At 63.6% G+C, this 17,363-nt stretch carries 12 protein-coding genes and 1 tRNA gene; 11 read left to right on the top strand and 2 right to left on the bottom strand.

The window, feature by feature from the left end:
* The first annotated feature begins 30 nt into the window (after nt 1–30).
* From PGC08_RS11090 to PGC08_RS11050, 9 genes are all read left to right on the top strand, one after another.
* A complete protein-coding gene (locus PGC08_RS11090) occupies nt 31–300 on the top strand; it encodes an HGxxPAAW family protein (protein ID WP_009881401.1) in 270 nt (89 codons plus the stop codon).
* Nucleotides 297–1,100: an indole-3-glycerol phosphate synthase TrpC gene (gene trpC, locus PGC08_RS11085; RefSeq protein WP_096161938.1), complete on the top strand. Its 804-nt coding sequence runs from the start codon at nt 297–299 to the stop codon at nt 1,098–1,100. The genes PGC08_RS11090 and trpC overlap by 4 nt, the downstream gene beginning before the upstream one ends.
* A 37-nt stretch (nt 1,101–1,137) precedes the next feature.
* A complete protein-coding gene (trpB, locus tag PGC08_RS11080; protein ID WP_096161939.1) occupies nt 1,138–2,352 on the top strand; it encodes a tryptophan synthase subunit beta in 1,215 nt (404 codons plus the stop codon).
* Complete coding sequence (gene trpA / locus PGC08_RS11075) at nt 2,349–3,140, top strand: tryptophan synthase subunit alpha (RefSeq protein WP_271708425.1); 792 nt, start codon at nt 2,349–2,351, stop codon at nt 3,138–3,140. Before trpB ends, trpA begins: the two co-directional genes overlap by 4 nt.
* Complete coding sequence (locus PGC08_RS11070; RefSeq protein WP_101598263.1) at nt 3,137–3,433, top strand: hypothetical protein; 297 nt, start codon at nt 3,137–3,139, stop codon at nt 3,431–3,433. Before trpA ends, PGC08_RS11070 begins: the two co-directional genes overlap by 4 nt.
* A gap of 187 nt (nt 3,434–3,620) precedes the next feature.
* Nucleotides 3,621–8,321 carry a glutamate synthase large subunit gene (gene gltB / locus PGC08_RS11065; RefSeq protein WP_271708424.1) on the top strand — a complete coding sequence of 1,567 codons (4,701 nt, stop codon included), beginning with the start codon at nt 3,621–3,623 and terminating at the stop codon, nt 8,319–8,321.
* The gene (locus PGC08_RS11060) at nt 8,314–9,768 is read left to right on the top strand and encodes a glutamate synthase subunit beta (protein ID WP_101618595.1); all 1,455 of its coding nucleotides are present in this window, start codon (nt 8,314–8,316) and stop codon (nt 9,766–9,768) included. Before gltB ends, PGC08_RS11060 begins: the two co-directional genes overlap by 8 nt.
* 123 nt (nt 9,769–9,891) lie before the next feature.
* A complete protein-coding gene (pyk, locus tag PGC08_RS11055) occupies nt 9,892–11,439 on the top strand; it encodes a pyruvate kinase (protein WP_271708423.1) in 1,548 nt (515 codons plus the stop codon).
* Nucleotides 11,440–11,631: 192 nt separating this feature from the next.
* Nucleotides 11,632–13,044 (top strand): dicarboxylate/amino acid:cation symporter, encoded by a 1,413-nt coding sequence (locus PGC08_RS11050; RefSeq protein WP_096158770.1) that lies wholly within the window; start codon nt 11,632–11,634, stop codon nt 13,042–13,044.
* A 141-nt stretch (nt 13,045–13,185) separates the two neighbouring features.
* On the opposite strand, the gene PGC08_RS11045 is transcribed toward PGC08_RS11050, so the two are convergent.
* Nucleotides 13,186–13,267 (bottom strand) — tRNA-Leu (locus PGC08_RS11045).
* A 197-nt stretch (nt 13,268–13,464) separates the two neighbouring features.
* On the opposite strand from PGC08_RS11045, the gene PGC08_RS11040 reads away from it, so the two are divergent.
* On the top strand, nt 13,465–14,085 hold the full coding sequence (locus PGC08_RS11040; protein WP_404801969.1) for an ANTAR domain-containing response regulator: 621 nt from the start codon (nt 13,465–13,467) through the stop codon (nt 14,083–14,085).
* A gap of 105 nt (nt 14,086–14,190) precedes the next feature.
* Here the strand turns inward: PGC08_RS11040 and PGC08_RS11035 are convergent, their stop codons facing one another.
* Nucleotides 14,191–14,649, bottom strand: a complete 459-nt coding sequence (locus PGC08_RS11035) for a PaaI family thioesterase (protein ID WP_009881391.1) — start codon at nt 14,647–14,649, stop codon at nt 14,191–14,193.
* A gap of 41 nt (nt 14,650–14,690) precedes the next feature.
* Between PGC08_RS11035 and polA the strand changes: the two genes are divergently transcribed.
* Nucleotides 14,691–17,357 (top strand): DNA polymerase I, encoded by a 2,667-nt coding sequence (polA, locus tag PGC08_RS11030; RefSeq protein WP_271708422.1) that lies wholly within the window; start codon nt 14,691–14,693, stop codon nt 17,355–17,357.
* The last annotated feature ends 6 nt before the right edge of the window (nt 17,358–17,363 follow it).

Genomic DNA, 17,363 nt, shown 5'->3' with positions numbered 1-17,363 from the left:
CGTGCCACGCCTGCATCTCTAAGGAGCACCATGTCGCAAACCGTCGCTCGTAACGGCGCAACCGATCTCGACAAATCGACGATCGACTATGCCGCCATCGCCGACCCAGGACACGGAAACTCCGTGGCCGGCTGGACCGGAGTCATCATCATCCTGATCGGTGTCGCCATCGGCTGCGTCGGCTTCACGATTCACACCGCGATGATCACCTACGTCGGCGTCGGAGTCGTCGTACTCGGCCTCATCGTGGGCATCATCCTGCGTGCCGTCGGCCTGGGAAACAAGCCGAAGAAGAAATGACAGTTCTCGACGACATCGTCGCCGGTGTACGCGAAGATCTCGCCGAACGCCGGAGGCAGACCCCATTGGCAGACGTCATCGACCGCGCGCGTGAGGCTCAGCCCGCGCGTGCGTTCGACTATGCCGGCGACTTCGGTGTCATCGCCGAGGTGAAGCGACGTTCCCCTTCCCGCGGGGACCTCGCCCACATCCCTGATCCAGGTACTTTGGCCGGCCTCTATGCCGCCGGGGGAGCCCGAGCGATCAGCGTGCTCACCGAAGGGCGGCGCTTCTCAGGCAGCCTAGAGGACCTCGACTCCGTTCGCGCTGCAGTCGACATCCCCGTCCTGCGCAAGGACTTCATGGTCGAGGAATACCAGTTCCATGAAGCCCGCGCCCACGGTGCCGACCTCGTCCTCCTCATCGTCGCCGCACTCGAGGTCGAACAGCTCCACGAGTTCCACGCCCTCGCCCACGAACTGGGCATGACGGCTCTCGTCGAGACGCACAATGCCGAAGAGCTGGCCATCGCGGCCGAACTCGATGCTCCGCTGATCGGCATCAACACCCGCAACCTCAAGGATCTGAGCGTCGACACGAATCGCTTCGCGCCGCTGGCTGATCTCGCTCCCGCCAACTGCACTCTGGTGGCGGAGTCCGGGGTCACCGGTCGCGAAGACGTGGAGACCTACGCCGGAGCCGGAGCTGATCTCGTGCTCGTCGGCGAAGCCCTCGTCACCGGAGGCGACGCGAAGTCAGCCGTAGCCGATTTCACCGCGACCGGGCGGGAGCGCCGGGCGGCGAACAGTCTCCAGTCTTGATCCACCCGACCACCAATTCGAACCGCGAAGGACTGCAATGACCGATTTGAGCCAGGAGAACGGACCCTACTTCGGTTCGTACGGAGGCAGGTTCTTCCCAGAAGCGCTGATCCCCGCACTCGACGAGATCGAAGAGACCTGGCGCAAATCCCAGGTGGATCCCGCGTTCACCGAAGAGCTGCTGGACCTGCAGAAGAACTACATCGGGCGTCCCAGTCTGCTCACCGAGGCCACCCGCTTCGCCGCACACTGCGGCGGCGCGAGGGTCTTCCTCAAGCGCGAGGACCTCAACCACACCGGCAGCCACAAGATCAACAACGCTCTGGGGCAGGCTCTGCTGGCCAAGCGCATGGGCAAGACTCGAGTCATCGCTGAGACCGGAGCCGGACAGCACGGTGTTGCCACAGCTACAGCGGCCGCCCTCCTCGACATGGAGTGCGAGGTCTACATGGGCGAGGAAGACACCCAGCGGCAGGCACTCAACGTCGCCCGGATGCGGCTGCTCGGAGCTAAGGTCAACTCTGTGTCCAACGGCACCAAGACGCTCAAAGACGCAATGAACGAAGCGATGCGCGACTGGGTCGCCAACGTAGGGAACACGCACTACATCATCGGCACCGTCGCCGGCCCGCACCCCTTCCCGGCCATGGTTCGCTCCTTCCAGGACGTCATCGGCATCGAGGCACGCGAGCAGATACGCAACGCCGTCGGACGACTGCCTGATGCTGTCTGCGCCTGCGTCGGCGGCGGATCGAACGCCATGGGCATCTTCGCCGCATTCCTTGCCGACAAGGACGTTCAGATCTTCGGCTTCGAAGCCGGAGGAGAAGGTGTCGACAGCGGCCGCCACGCGGCACGATTCTCAGGCGGACGTCCCGGAGTCCTCCACGGCTCCGCCACCTACATCCTGCAGGACGAGGACGGGCAGACCCGAGGCTCCCACTCGATCTCGGCCGGCCTCGACTACCCCTCGGTGGGACCAGAGCACTCCTACCTGCACGATTCCGAACGCGTGACCTACGAACCCGTCGTCGATGAAGAGGCGATGGAGGCGATGCAACTGCTGTCGCGCACTGAGGGCATCATTCCCGCAATCGAATCCGCCCATGCACTGGCCGGCGCGATGCGAGTGGGACAGAAACTCGGCAGCGACGCGGTTCTGCTCGTCAACCTCTCCGGGCGCGGCGACAAGGACATGACCACCGCAGCCAAATGGTTCAACTACTTCGACGAAGGAGCTGTGCAGGTATGACGAGCTCAGGACCCCGAACCGGTACCACCCTCGACGCCGTCGCTCAGGCCGGCCGCAAGGCCGCACTGATCGGGTATCTCCCCGTCGGCTTCCCCTCTGTCGAGGGTTCCATCGAAGCCATGGTCGAACTCGTGAAGTCCGGCGTCGACATCGTGGAAGTCGGCATGCCGTACTCGGACCCGGGAATGGACGGTCCCGTCATCCAGCGCGCCGCCGAGCAGGGGCTGAACGCCGGAGTGCGCACCTCCGACATCTTCACCGCCGTCTCAGCCGTTGCAGAAGCCGGAGGTACCGCCGTCGTGATGAGCTACTGGAACCTGGTGCTGCAGTACGGTGTGAGCGCCTTCGCCCGAGATCTGGACTCCGCCGGCGGGGGAGGCATCATCACCCCTGACCTCATCCCCGATGAGGCAGCGGCATGGACTGCGGCTTCGGACGAGTACGATCTTGACCGCATCTTCCTCGCCGCTCCCTCCTCAACGCCTGAACGTCTGTCCAAGATCGTCGACGCGAGCCGCGGATTCGTCTATGCCGCCTCGACGATGGGAGTGACCGGAGTCCGCTCCGAGGTCGACAACCATGCTCGCGAGCTTGTCACACGTCTCAAGGACACCGGAGCCCAGCACGCCTGCGTCGGGCTCGGAGTTTCGACTCGTGACCAGGCCGCAGAGGTTGCCGAATACGCTGACGGCGTCATCGTCGGATCTGCCCTCGTGCGTGCTCTCGACAGCGACGGAGTCAGCGGTATCGCAGCTCTTGCCGCGGAGCTCGCTGAGGGCTGTGCATGAGCCTGACCGAACTGCTGACCTCCGGTGCTGGGCTTCGCCTCGGCTCCGTTACGATCCCGGTCTGGGCGCTGTGGGCCATTGCGCTGCTCGTGGTGCTCGTCATCGTCTCCATCATCATCGTCCGCCTCATTCGGCGCGCCCGAAAGATCACTCGGGCGACGAACGACACCTCTCAGGCAGCCGACGGTGAGCACACCTTCGGGTCCTATGGAGCCGTCACCTCGGCGATCTCCATCACCCCCGATGTGAGGCGGCGTGCACGGGGCAACGGCGGGTCGACGACCGACGACTGAGACTTTTAGGTTCGTTTTACGGTCCTTTTTCTATTCCATTCGGATTCACCACATGGTGTATGTTGGGTTACCGACTGTGAGAACCACGTCACAATTGTGTCTGAGGACGATCTTCGAAGGGCACCGCGAAAACAGCTAGGGACAGCGCCGTCTTTAACGTAAACTCCTACACCCCGTGAAGGCAGCGATGTACATTGAACACTCAACGACCCCGAAAGCTCCGCGTCAACCAGTTCGTGCCGGACTCTACGATCCGGCACTCGAGCACGACGCATGTGGGCTGGCGCTCATCGTCCGCTACCGTGGCCCGGCAGACCATGAGGTCGTCGAACAGGCTCTGACCGCACTGCGCAAACTCGAACACCGAGGCGGCATCGGCTCCGATGAAGGCACAGGGGATGGTGCCGGGATCACCCTGCAGATACCCCACGACTATTTCGCCGAGGTGCTCGGTGCTGACGGCGTCGAACTTCCGGAGCCGGGCAGCTACGCCGCAGGCATCGGCTTCTTCGCCCAGGACTACCGACAGGATCTCATCCCCGACGTGGCTATCCCCACGGACGACAGGGATGCTCCGGTCACAGAGGGCAGGAACGATTCGCACGAGGATCAGGACGACCTCGTCAAGCGGATCGCCGCCGAAGAGGGACTGAAGGTCCTTGCCTTCCGCGACGTGCCCCACGACGCGAGCGTGCTGGGCGAGACCGCACGCACCACGATGCCGCGCATGCGCCAGCTCTTCCTCGCCATCGACGAGCGGTATCCCTCCCGGGACCCACAGGATCTGAGCCGCCGGTCCTACATCGTGAGGAAGCGCCTCGACCATGCGGGTCTCTACTGCCCTTCTCTCAACCCGGGCACCATCACCTATAAGGGCATGCTCTCAACGGGCCAGCTCTCCGCCTTCTACACGGAACTGCTCGACGAACGGCTGACCTCTCGGATCGCGCTCGTGCATTCTCGCTTCTCGACGAACACGTTCCCGTCCTGGCAGCTGGCGCAGCCCTTCGGCACGATCGCCCACAACGGTGAGATCAACACGGTGCGCGGCAACCGCAACTGGATGCAGGCCAGGGAATCGAAGCTGGCCTCGGACCTGCTCGTCTCCCCGGTGCCCGGCACCTCGACGAGCTTGGACAGATTGTGCCCGATCGTGCCGCCCGGCGCCTCGGACTCGGCGTCATTCAATTCGGTGCTCGAACTCATGGTTGCCTCGGGCAGGTCGCTGCCGCAGGCGATGCTGATGATGATCCCGGAGGCTTGGGAGAACAACCCCGGCATGGGAGAGTCACGCAAGGCGTTCTATGAGTATCATTCGCTGCTGATGGAGCCGTGGGACGGACCCGCCTGCGTGGGATTCACCGACGGGAAGCTGGCAGGGGCGGTCCTCGATCGCAACGGCCTGCGTCCTGCGCGCTATGTCATGACCTCCGACACCGTGGTCCTGGCCAGTGAGATCGGCGTCGTCGACCTGCCCGAAGCGGACATCGTTGCTCGCGGTCGGCTGACGCCTGGACGCATGTTCCTCGTCGACACCGAGTCCGAACGGATCATCTCCGACACGGAGATCAAGAATCAGCTCGCCACTGAGCATCCCTATGAAGAGTGGGTCAAGAGCTGTTCGCGCCGCCTCGCGGATCTGCCCACTCGGATCCACGTCACTCACCCGCAGTCATCGGTGCGCAGGCGTCAGCGAACCTTCGGCTACACCGAGGAGGAGCTGCGTATCCTCATCTCGCCGATGGCCGAGACCGGGGCAGAGCCCCTGGGGGCCATGGGTACGGACACGGCGATCGCGGCCTTGAGCAAACGACCGAGGCTGCTCTTCGACTACTTCCATCAGAACTTCGCTCAGGTGACGAATCCGCCGCTGGACTCAATCCGCGAAGACATCGTCACCAGCATGTCCTCGGGCATCGGGCGCGAAGGCAACCTGCTGCAGTTCTCCGAGCCGGACTCCGCGCATATCCTGCTCGATCAGCCGGTCATCGACAACGACGAACTGACGGCGATCTCGTACGTCCAGGGCCACCACCTCGGCGTCGACAATGGACGACCCAGTGTGACGCTGGCCGGCCTGTATTCGGTGAATGCCGGGCCTGATGCCATGGCAAAGCGTCTCGAGGCGCTGTGTCGGGAAGCCAGCGCGGCCGTCGAGGCCGGAGCAGTGTTCATCATCCTCAGCGATCGGGACTCGACAGCTGATCTTGCTCCGATTCCGTCGCTGCTGCTGACTTCGGCCCTTCACCACCACCTGGTGCGGCAGCGTTCGCGGACGCGGGTGTCCATCATCGTCGAAGCCGGCGATGTCCGTGAGGTCCACCATGTCGCCACTCTGGTCGCATTCGGTGCCTCCGCCGTCAACCCGTACCTCGCCATGGAGACCGCCGAAGCGCTCGTGCGCTCAGACAGGATCCGCGGCATCAGCGAATCTGCGGCCGTGGAGAATGTGCTCACGGCATTGAACAAGGGGCTGCTGAAGATCATGTCGAAGATGGGGATCTCGACTGTCCAGTCCTACCACGGAGCCCAGACCTTCGAGTCCCTCGGGCTTTCGGACGACTTCATCGACGAGTTCTTCACCTCCACCCCGCACCAGCTCGGGGGCAAGGGAATCATTGAGATCACCGCGGAATCAAGTGCTCGGCATGCCGACGCCTACCGTGATGACCATCCACGGCCCTCGCACCGGAATCTGCTGGTCGGAGGCGAATATCAGTGGCGGCGGGAAGGTCCGGCCCACCTGTTCAACCCGGAGACGATCTTCAAGCTCCAGCACTCCACTGCCACAGGTCGCTTCGACATCTTCGAGCAGTACACCCACGCCGTCGACGAGCAGTCACGTGAGCTCATGACTCTGCGCGGACTGTTCGACCTCGTGCCCACGGAATCGGGTCCGATCGACATCGCCGAGGTGGAGCCGGCCAGCGAGATCATGAAGCGCTTCTCGACAGGTGCCATGAGCTACGGCTCACTGTCCCAAGAGGCACACGAGACTCTGGCCATCGCGATGAACCGCATCGGCGGAAGGTCGAACACCGGTGAAGGTGGAGAGGACACCGAACGTCTCGTCGATCCCGAACGCCGATCGGCTGTCAAGCAGATCGCCAGCGGACGTTTCGGGGTCACCAGCCATTACCTCACCGAGGCCGACGACCTGCAGATCAAGATGGCTCAGGGCGCGAAGCCGGGAGAGGGCGGACAGCTGCCCGGGGCGAAGGTCTACCCGTGGATCGCGAAGACCAGACATGCCACTCCCGGAGTGGGGCTGATCTCTCCGCCGCCGCATCACGACATCTATTCGATCGAGGACCTTGCTCAGCTCATCCACGATCTCGGTCGCGCCAATGCCAGGGCCCGCGTGCACGTGAAACTCGTGTCCGGGATCGGCGTCGGCACGGTGGCCGCAGGGGTGGCCAAGGCCGGAGCGGACGTCGTCCTCGTCTCCGGTCACGACGGAGGCACCGGGGCCAGCCCGCTGAACTCCCTCAAGCATGCCGGCACCCCCTGGGAACTCGGCTTGGCCGAAGCCCAGCAGACCCTGGTGCTCAACGGTCTGCGAGAGAAGGTCAGCGTGCAGGTCGACGGCCAGCTCAAGACCGGCCGCGACGTCATCATCGCCGCCCTGCTGGGTGGTGAGGAGTTCGGATTCGCGACCACGGCACTCGTGGTCTCCGGCTGCATCATGATGCGTGTGTGCCACAAGGACACATGTCCTGTCGGTGTCGCGACTCAGAACCCGAAGCTGCGCGAACGCTTCCATGGCCAGGCCGATCACGTCGTGAACTTCTTCACCTTCATCGCCGAGGAGGTCCGCGGCTACCTTGCGCAGCTGGGCTTGCGCTCACTCGACGAGGCGATCGGTGCTGTCGAGAGGCTGCGCATCGATGAGAAGCGTGCCGAGGCCTCAGGCCTCGACCTCGATCTGGCCGCGATCCTCACCGTGCCCGAGGACGTCCATGGCGACACCGCAGTGCCGCGCAAACGCACCACTGAGGTCAACCGCGACTTCGCCGGGGAGCTGGATCTGCGTCTGCTGGCCGAGGCCGGGGAGTCGATCGAGTCCGGGGCCACGGTCACGATCACCTCGGCGATCGAGAACACGGACCGCAGCGTCGGCACCCTGCTGGGGCACAATGTCACGCTCGCCCATGCCGAAGTGGGCCTGCCCGAGCACACGATCAGGCTCGACCTGCACGGCACGGCCGGGCAGTCACTCGGTGCCTTCCTGCCTCGCGGAGTCACCATCGACCTGCATGGCGACGCCAACGACTACGTCGGCAAGGGGCTCTCGGGCGGGACCATCAGCGTGCATCCGCACGAGGAGAACCCGACCAGACCCGAGCACAACGTCATCGCCGGCAACGTGCTGGGCTACGGCGCGACCGCCGGCAAGCTGTTCGTCTCCGGCCAGGTGGGGGAGCGGTTCATGGTGCGCAATTCGGGCGCCGAAGCAGTGGTCGAAGGGATCGGTGACCACGGGCTCGAATACATGACCGGAGGCCTCGCTGTGATCCTCGGCAGCACCGGACGCAACTTCGCCGCCGGTATGTCGGGCGGCACTGCCTACGTCCTGGACTTCAACCCCGCCAAGCTCAACCCCAAGGAACGCGCTGCCGGCGTATTCCGGTTCACCGGGGTGGGAATCTCCGATATGGAGGTCCTCCAGCGCCTGTTGGGTGAACATGTTCAGTGGACGGGCTCGCCCCTGGCTGCCCAGCTGCTTGACGGACTGCGCCGAGGAGAGGACGTCCTCTCCCGCTTCACAAAGATCATTCCCGTCGCCTATGCGATGGTCAAAGACGTTCAGGAAGAGTTCATCGCGGCAGGTCAGTCCGCGGATTCGGACGACGCCTGGCACAAGATTCTGGAGGTCGCCAATGGCTGATCCACATGGATTCCTCACCACCGACCAGCGCGAGCTGCCACGGCGGCGCCCGGTTCCCATCCGACTCATGGACTACCGCGAGGTCTACGAAGCAGGCGATCCGGAGCAGCTGCGCAGGCAGGCATCGCGGTGCATGGACTGCGGCGTTCCTTTCTGCCATCAGGGCTGCCCCCTGGGCAATCTGATTCCGGAGTTCAACGATGCGATGTATCGCGGTGAGCTTCCGCGGGCCGTCGAACTTCTGCATGCAACGAACAACTTCCCGGAATTCACCGGTCGCGCGTGCCCGGCACCGTGTGAGAATGCCTGCGTCCTCGGGATCAATCAGCCTGCAGTGACGATCAAGCAGGTGGAGGTCTCGATCGTTGACCAGGGCTTCGCCGCCGGACTCATCCAGCCGGTGATTCCTGAACGGATCACCGGGCAGACCGTTGCCGTCATCGGCTCCGGTCCGACCGGACTCGCCGCAGCCCAGCAGCTGACACGGGCTGGGCATACCGTCGTCGTCCACGAACGCGACGATCGCCTCGGCGGACTGCTGCGCTACGGGATCCCGGATTTCAAGCTCGAGAAGCAGCACATCGACCGTCGTCTCGATCAGATGCGCGCAGAAGGCACCCGGTTCAAGACGTCGGTCGAGATCGGCAGGGACATCAGCCTTGAGGACCTGCAGTCGAGCTTCGATGCCGTCATCGTGTGCACAGGTGCCACAGTGCCCCGTGATATGACCATCGCCGGCCGCGAGCTTCGCGGAGTCGAATTTGCGATGGACTATCTGGTGCCCTCGAATCGTGTGCAGGCGGGGGAGCGCCCTGGACCCGGTGGAGTGGAGAGCCACATCGACGCTCAGGGAAAGCACGTGGTCATCATCGGCGGTGGCGACACGGGTGCGGACTGTCTGGGAACGGCCCTGCGGCAGACTGCAGCCTCGGTCACGACGCTGGCGATCGGAGCTCAGCCGCCCATCGACCGCAGCGAGGCAGATCCCTGGCCCACCGTCCCGCGCATCTTCGAAGTCCAGTCCTCTCATGAGGAGGGCGGCACGCGGCGCTACCTCGCATCGACGACAGGGTTCGCCGGAGACGAGGAAGGCCGGGTGGTCGGGATCGATGTGGCAGAGACCCAGTTCGTCGACGGTCGCCGTGTGCCGACTCCTGGCACCGAGCACCGCCTGGATGCCGACCTCGTGCTCCTGGCCCTCGGCTTCTCTGGGCCGGAATCCGACGCTCTCGGCCTCGACGTCAGCGACAGCGGCGCCTTCGCTCGCGACGAGACCTATCTCGGTTCGACTCCCGGAGTGTTCATCGCCGGTGACGCTGGGCGTGGTCAGTCGCTCATCGTATGGGCGATCGCCGAGGGACGGTCGGTCGCGGCCGAGGTCGATCGTTTCCTCACGGGCTCGACTCGGCTGCCTGAACCCGTCGGACCACACGACAGATCGTTTTAAATGTTAAGATGATCTGTGTCAATTAATGAGAAGTCCGCACATCGGTGTGCGTGACTCTCCTCCGACGAACAGACGTGGCGGGCGGTTCGGATCGCCCGCCACGGTACAGGTAGGGTGGTGTGCATGAGGCGTGCAAAGATAGTCGCAACATTAGGTCCGAATCAGAACTCCTATGAAGAGATCCGCGCGCTCGTCGACGAAGGCGTCGACGTGGCCAGATTCAATCTCAGCCACGGCAAGCGGGAAGAACACGAAGAGAAATTCGCCTGGGTGCGCCAGGCCGCGCTCGACACCGGCCGCGCCGTCGCGTTGCTGCTCGATCTGCAGGGCCCGAAGATCAGGGTCGGCAATTTCGCCAACGGCAAGGAAGAGCTGGTCGAAGGCGCAGCCTTCACGATCACTAACCGCGACATCGCCGGCACCGCCGAGGTCGTGAGCACCACACTGTCGACTCTGCCGAGCGATGTGTCCGTCGGCGATCCGCTGCTCATCGACGACGGGCGCCTGCGCCTGCGGGCCACCGAGGTCACCGATACCGACGTCGTCACCGAGGTGGAGATCGGCGGAACGATCTCCAACCACAAGGGCATCAACCTGCCCGGCGTTCCGGTATCCGTCCCAGCTTTGTCGGAGAAGGACATCGAGGACCTCAAATGGGGTCTCAGCCTCGGGTTCGACTGGGTGGCGCTGTCCTTCGTGCGCAGCCCCGAAGACATGGACGATGTCAAAGCAGTCATGGACGAGGTCGGCATCACCGCCCCCGTCATCGCCAAGCTTGAGAAGCCACAGGCCGTGGAGCAGCTCGACGCCGTCATCGACGCCTTCGACGGAATCATGGTCGCCCGCGGCGACCTCGGCGTGGAACTGCCGCTCGAGCAGGTCCCCATCGTGCAGAAGCGCGCGGTCGAGATCGCACGTCAGCAGGCCAAGCCGGTCATCGTGGCCACGCAGATGCTCGAGACCATGATCGATGCGGCCAGGCCGACGCGCGCCGAGGCCAGCGACTGTGCCAATGCCGTCCTCGACGGCGCCGATGCCCTCATGCTCTCCGGTGAAACCTCTGTCGGTGATTACTGGGTCGAAGCGATCCGGACCATGAGCCGGATCATCGAATCAACCGAGGAACACGGCATGGAGCGGATTCCTCAGCTGGGCACCGTTCCCCACACCAAGGGTGGTGCCGTCACCGCAGCGGCCGTTCAGATCGCCGAGCAGCTTGATATCGATCTGCTCTGCACGTTCTCGCAGACGGGTGACTCCGTCCGCCGGATGTCGCGGCTGCGTCCGGCCTGGCCGATCCTCGGCTTCACTCCTGATCCACAGGTGCGCCACCAGCTGGCGCTGACCTGGGGCGTGCGTCCCTATCTCGTGAAGACCGTGCGTCATACGGACCAGATGGCCAGGCAGGTCGATGCTGTGCTGCTGGCCGACGGAACCGCGCGCGAGGGAGATCAGAGCATCCTCGTTGCCGGGTCCCCTCCCGGAATTCCCGGCTCGACCAACGCTCTGCGCATCCACACGATGGGTGATGCGGCCAAGGGCGTTGCCGCGGCGTACGAAGACTCCTCGGACAACGAGGAGGATCCGTTGGCCGGATACGGCATCGTGTCCGAGTCGCCGATCACTCGTGAGGTGCCGATCGTCAAAGAGAGCGGCACACCCAGGCACTGAGGCGTCGACAACGGCGGCCACCCCGAGTCGGGGTGGCCGCCGTTGTCATGTGCCCAGGCAGGCGAAGAGCCAGTGAGATGCACTTCACTCGAACTTGCGGAATTTCCGAGATTGCTCAACAGTTGTGCTGTGGGTGAACGGCTCGTGAGATGAGCCTTGCCCGGAAACCAACAGACGAAGAAGAGGAATGGCATGAGATTGCCCAAATGGAGCCGATCATTCGGGGTGCAGGTCACCATAGCCCTGATTGCGGGCGTGATCCTCGGACTGATTGCCCGCTCCTGGGGGCCGGTCAGCGAAGACCAGGATAACTGGCTCGGAACGACCCTGGACACCATCGGATCCTCCTATGTGACCCTCCTCAAGGCAGCTGTCGTGCCGCTCGTGATCACCGCGATCATTGCCAGCATCGGCAATCTGCGCAAGGTCACCAACGCGGCCAGACTCGCCGTCTCCACGCTCCTGTGGTTCGCATTCACGGCGCTCATCGCCGTTCTCATCGGACTCATCCTCGGCGTCGTGATTCAGCCGGGCATGCACGCTGACGCCACATCGTTGAGCGGTTCGGCCCCCGATTCGGAAGGCAGCTGGATCGGATTCCTCACCGGACTCGTACCCGTCAACTTCCTCGGGCTCGAGGTCGGCACCTCCGCCGATGAGGCCGGCGGATTGGTCTCCGAGGTCGACTTCAACATCCTTCAGCTCATCATCGTCTCCGGCGCGATCGGCATCGCCGCGGTCAAGGTCGGCAAGGCCGCTGAACCCTTCCTCCAGTTCACCGAGGCGGCACTGGCCGTCGTGCAGAAGGTTGTGTGGTGGATCGTGCGCATCGCACCGATCGGCACCCTTGGCCTCATCGGCAATGCCGTGAACTCCTACGGCTGGTCGACCATGGGTTCCCTGCTGTGGTTCGTCGTCGCGGTCTACGTGGGGCTGGCGATCGTATTCTTCGTCGTCTACCCGACTCTGGCCAAGCTCAACGGTCTCTCCGTTCGCCAGTACTTCTCTGGTGTGTGGCCGGCCGCGCAGATGGGCTTCGTCTCCCGGTCATCGATCGGCACTATGCCGGTGACCCAGAAGGTCGCCACCGACAACTTCGGTGTTCCCCAGAGCTACGCGGCCTTCGCGGTGCCCTTCGGTGCGACCACGAAGATGGACGGCTGTGCTGCGATCTACCCCGCGATCGCCGCCGTGTTCGTGGCTCAGTTCTTCGGAATCGATCTCACGATCGTCCAGTACTTCCTCATCGTCTTCGTCTCGGTCATCGGTTCGGCGGCAACGGCAGGAACGACCGGTGCCACGGTCATGCTGACTCTGACGCTGTCCACGCTCGGTCTGCCGCTCGAAGGTGTGGGACTGCTGCTGGCGATCGAACCGATCGTCGACATGGGGCGCACGGCTCTCAACGTCTCCGGACAGGCACTCATCCCGGCGATCGTCGCGAAGCGCCACGGCATCCTCGATGAGGTGCGCTATGATTCCGATCGCATCGACGGCTATGTGCCAGTCGATGAGGATGCGGACGAGAGCGTTCTTGCCGGCAGCAGCGCCGAAGGTTCCGACGAGGCTGAACTCGAACAGCCGTCGGGCGGGACTCGAGCCTGAGCGGCTTCGACGCCTGCTGGCCCTGAGCGCCGAGCACTGATGCACAAGACCCCCGAACCTGAGTTCGGGGGTCTTGTGCATCTGAGCGCTGATTCATCTGCGCACTGAATCTCAGAACAAACTGAGACTTGGAGCTATTTGTACCGGATGTGGGACTCGAACCCACACGTCTCTCGACAATGCATTTTGAGTGCACCGCGTCTACCGATTCCGCCAATCCGGCTGGGCCGCGGATGGAATCCGCGACAGGGACGAGTTTACGACAGCTTTTATGTGATTGCACAATCGGTGCCGAGGCTCGGTGCTGCCGCCGTTTCCAGTTCCTGTTCGGTGGCGACGATCACACGGGTGGCTACCATCACAGAAGAAACTTGGGTACCGATGTCGGTGCACGGATGAGGCCTGGTTTAGACTGGTGCCGTGCTTTCAAACAGCGAACAACCAACTTCAGATGAGTCCGTGCCGGTTCGCCGCGTCGTAGTGGCGGAAGACGAGGCCGTGATTCGTCTCGATATCGTCGAGATGCTGCGCGAGGTCGGATACGACGTCGTCGGCGAAGCCGCAGACGGCGAATCCGCTATCCGCCTGGCCGAAGAGCTGCGCCCAGATCTCGTCGTGATGGACATCAAGATGCCCATCCTCGACGGAATCTCCGCAGCGGAGAGGATCGCCAAGGCGCGCATCGCCCCGGTGGTCCTGCTCACCGCCTTCTCGCAGAAGGAGCTCGTCGAGCGAGCTCGCGATGCCGGAGCAATGGCCTACGTGGTCAAGCCCTTCACGGCCGCGGACCTCATCCCTGCCCTCGAGATCGCCCTGTCGCGTCACGCGGAGATCAGCTCCCTGGAGAGTGAGATCTCCGACCTGACCGAACGCTTCGAGACCCGCAAGGTCGTCGAACGCGCCAAGAGCCTGCTCCAGACCTCGATGGGTCTCAGCGAGCCCGAGGCCTTCCGGTGGATCCAGAAGACCTCGATGGACCGCCGCCTGACCATGCGTGAGGTTGCCGACACCGTTCTCAAGCAGATCGGCTCCAGCAAGTAGCTCACACCCCACCCGAACACATACTGAGGCCGGCGAATCCGATGAGGATTCGCCGGCCTCCTTCATTCAGCGGTGACAGCCTGTCGGCCGGTCACCGGCCGCTGCTCACTTGGGTTCGGTCTTGAGGATCATGTTCGTGATCCGCACGATCGAGAGAAGCCGGCCGGCGGCATCGGTCATCTTCACCTCATGGGACACGATCGTACGTCCCTGGTGGAGCACCTCGGCGCGGCCGGTCACCGTACCGTCTCGAGCCGCGCGCAGATGCGTGGCGTTGAGGTCGACTCCGACCACGTTCTTGCCACCGGAGATGAGGAACGAGTGCATCGAGGCCAGGGACTCGGCCAGCACGACATGACCGCCGCCGTGGAAGAGGCCCATCGGCTGAGTGTTGTCCGTCACCGGCACCGCTCCCGTGACATGGTCATGGCTGAGTTCTGTGAACTCGATGCCCATCTTCGCGGCGAGGGCACCGACCGCTTCTGGACTGTTGAGCTGGCCGAGCATCTCCCGACACTGATCTTCAGTGGTGTGAGCGCTCAGCGATGCGGTCGGAATGAACATCGTTCTCCTTCATGTCAGTTTTGAACGATAGGCTATGTCATGTGACTCAAGTAAACGAATCCCTCCTGCTCATCGATGGACACTCTCTGGCCTACCGGGCATTCCACGCCCTTCCGGTGGAGAACTTCTCCACCAGCACCGGCCAGTCGACGAACGCCATCTACGGCTTCATCTCGATGCTCATCAATGTCCTCAGGGACGAGTCACCCAGCCACGTGGCCGTGGCCTTCGACCTGGGGCGACAGACCTTCCGCCTCGAGGAGTACCCCGAATACAAGGCAGGACGAGCCAAAACGCCGCCGGAGTTCCACCCGCAGATCGATCTGATCAAGGACATCGTGGTGGCCATGGGCATCACAGTGGTGACCAAAGAGGGCTTCGAAGCAGACGATGCGCTGGCGACCATGGCGCGTATGGGCACCGAAGCCGGTGCGCAGGTCGAGGTGATGAGCGGGGACAAGGACTCCTTCCAGCTCTCCAACGACTCCGTGACGATCCTCTACCCCAAACGCGGAGTCAGCGACCTCAATCGCATGACCCCGGCCGCGATCGAAGAGAAATACGCGGTCACGCCCGTGAACTACCGTGGGCTCGCGGCCCTGGTGGGGGAGAAGGCCGACAATCTTCCCGGCGTCCCCGGGGTCGGTGACAAGACCGCAGCGAAGTGGTTGGCCGTCTACGGTGATCTGCCGGGTGTGCTGGAGAACGCGGACGCGATCAAAGGCAAGGTCGGGGAGAAGCTGCGCGACCACATTTCTGAGGTCGAACGCAATTTCCGACTCAACCGCCTCCTCGACGATGTCGACCTGGGCCTGACCTATGCCGATCTCAAATGGGGAGAGGGCGACCCGAGCGAGCTCTCGAGCCTGTTCGACCAACTCGAATTCCAGGCCCTCGGCAAACGACTGAGTGCGATCTTCGGCGAAGAGGCCGTCCCAGAGGAGGCTTCGGGTCCCGCCCGCGAGGTCTCCGTTGAGACCCTCGACGTGCCCGCACTTCTGGAGAAGATGGCGGACTCCGATGTGCTCGCCCTCGATTCCGATGCGCGGTACGAACTCGGACACGGTGACGTGCGGATCCTTGCCGTGTCCGGTGCGCCCGACGAGGCCTGGGTCGTCGACCTCGCCGAGGCGGGGGAAGCCGATGTCTCGAAACTGAGCTCGGCGCTGCGGTCGAAGACCCTCATCCTGCACAGTTCGAAGACACAGATCAAGGCCTGGCGTTCACTGGGCCTGGACGTCGACGACGTTGCCGGTGACACGGCCCTGGCTGCCTACCTGCTGGTGCCCGATCAGCGCAGCTACGAACTGCAGCAGATCGCACTCGAACGCGCCGGGATAGAACTCAGCGATGCCGAGTCCGACAGCGGGCAGCTGGCACTTGACCTCGAATCCGATCAAACCGCTCAGACCCACGGGCACAGGGCGGCCGCGCTGCTCGAGGTCCATGACATTCTGGCGGCGAAGATCGACGAAGCCAATATGAGCCAGGTCTATCGCGATATCGAACTGCCGTTGGTGCCTGTGCTGGCCAGAATGGAACTGGCCGGCATCGCCGTCGACGAGGCAGGACTGTCCGGACTCATCGACGAATTCACGAAGCAGGCCAACGCGAGCGCAGAACTCGCCTATGAGGCGATCGGCCATGAGGTCAACCTCGGGTCGCCGAAGCAGCTGCAGACCGTGCTCTTCGACGAGCTCGACATGCCCAAGACCAAGCGCACGAAGACCGGGTACACCACCGACGCCGAGGCGTTGGCGGAGCTGTTCATCAAGACCGAGCACCCGTTCCTGCAGCACCTGCTGGCCTACCGTGACTCCACGAAGCTCAAGCAGACCGTCGTCGGACTTCTCAAAACCGTGGCCGAGGACGGACGCATCCACACCACCTACCAGCAGACCGTCGCTGCGACAGGGCGGCTGTCCTCACTCGACCCGAACCTGCAGAACATTCCGGTGCGCACCGAATCGGGGCGACGGATCCGCGAGATCTTCATCGCCGACCCACACGTCGACGACGCTCGACTGCTCACGGCTGACTACTCGCAGATCGAAATGCGCATCATGGCCCACCTCTCTGGCGACGCCGCACTGATCCAGGCATTCAAGGACGGCGAGGACCTGCACTCCTACGTCGGGTCTAAGGTCTTCGGCGTCGGCATCGACGAGGTCGACTCGGCGATGCGTTCGAAGGTCAAGGCCATGTCCTACGGTCTGGTCTACGGACTCTCCGCCTATGGTCTCTCCCGCCAGCTGGCCATCGGCGTCGACGAGGCGAAGAATCTCATGGAGCAGTACTTCGAACGCTTCGGAGCAGTCAAGGACTACCTCGACGAGATCGTCGAACAGGCACGCGCCAACGGCTACACCGAGACCATCATGGGTCGCAGGCGCTACCTGCCGGCACTGCACAGCGACCGGCGACAGCTGCGGGACATGGCCGAACGCGCTGCGCTCAACGCCCCGATCCAGGGATCTGCCGCGGACATCATGAAGATCGCCATGCTCAAGGTCAGCGACCGCCTCGGTGATCACAAGTCAACGGTCCTGTTGCAGGTCCATGACGAGATCATCGTCGACGTCCACCCCGAGGAGATCGACTCTGTCACGCAGATCGTCACCGAGGAGATGGGCTCAGCCTTCGAACTCGACGTGCCGCTCGACGTCAACGTCGGCACCGGAACCTCCTGGCACGACGCAGCGCACTGAGCCCGG

Source organism: Brevibacterium sp. BDJS002, assembly GCF_028201555.1.
Lineage (GTDB): Bacteria > Actinomycetota > Actinomycetes > Actinomycetales > Brevibacteriaceae > Brevibacterium > Brevibacterium aurantiacum.
Note: the sequence above shows the minus strand (reverse complement) of the source record. Positions and strands in the feature narration are given on the sequence as shown.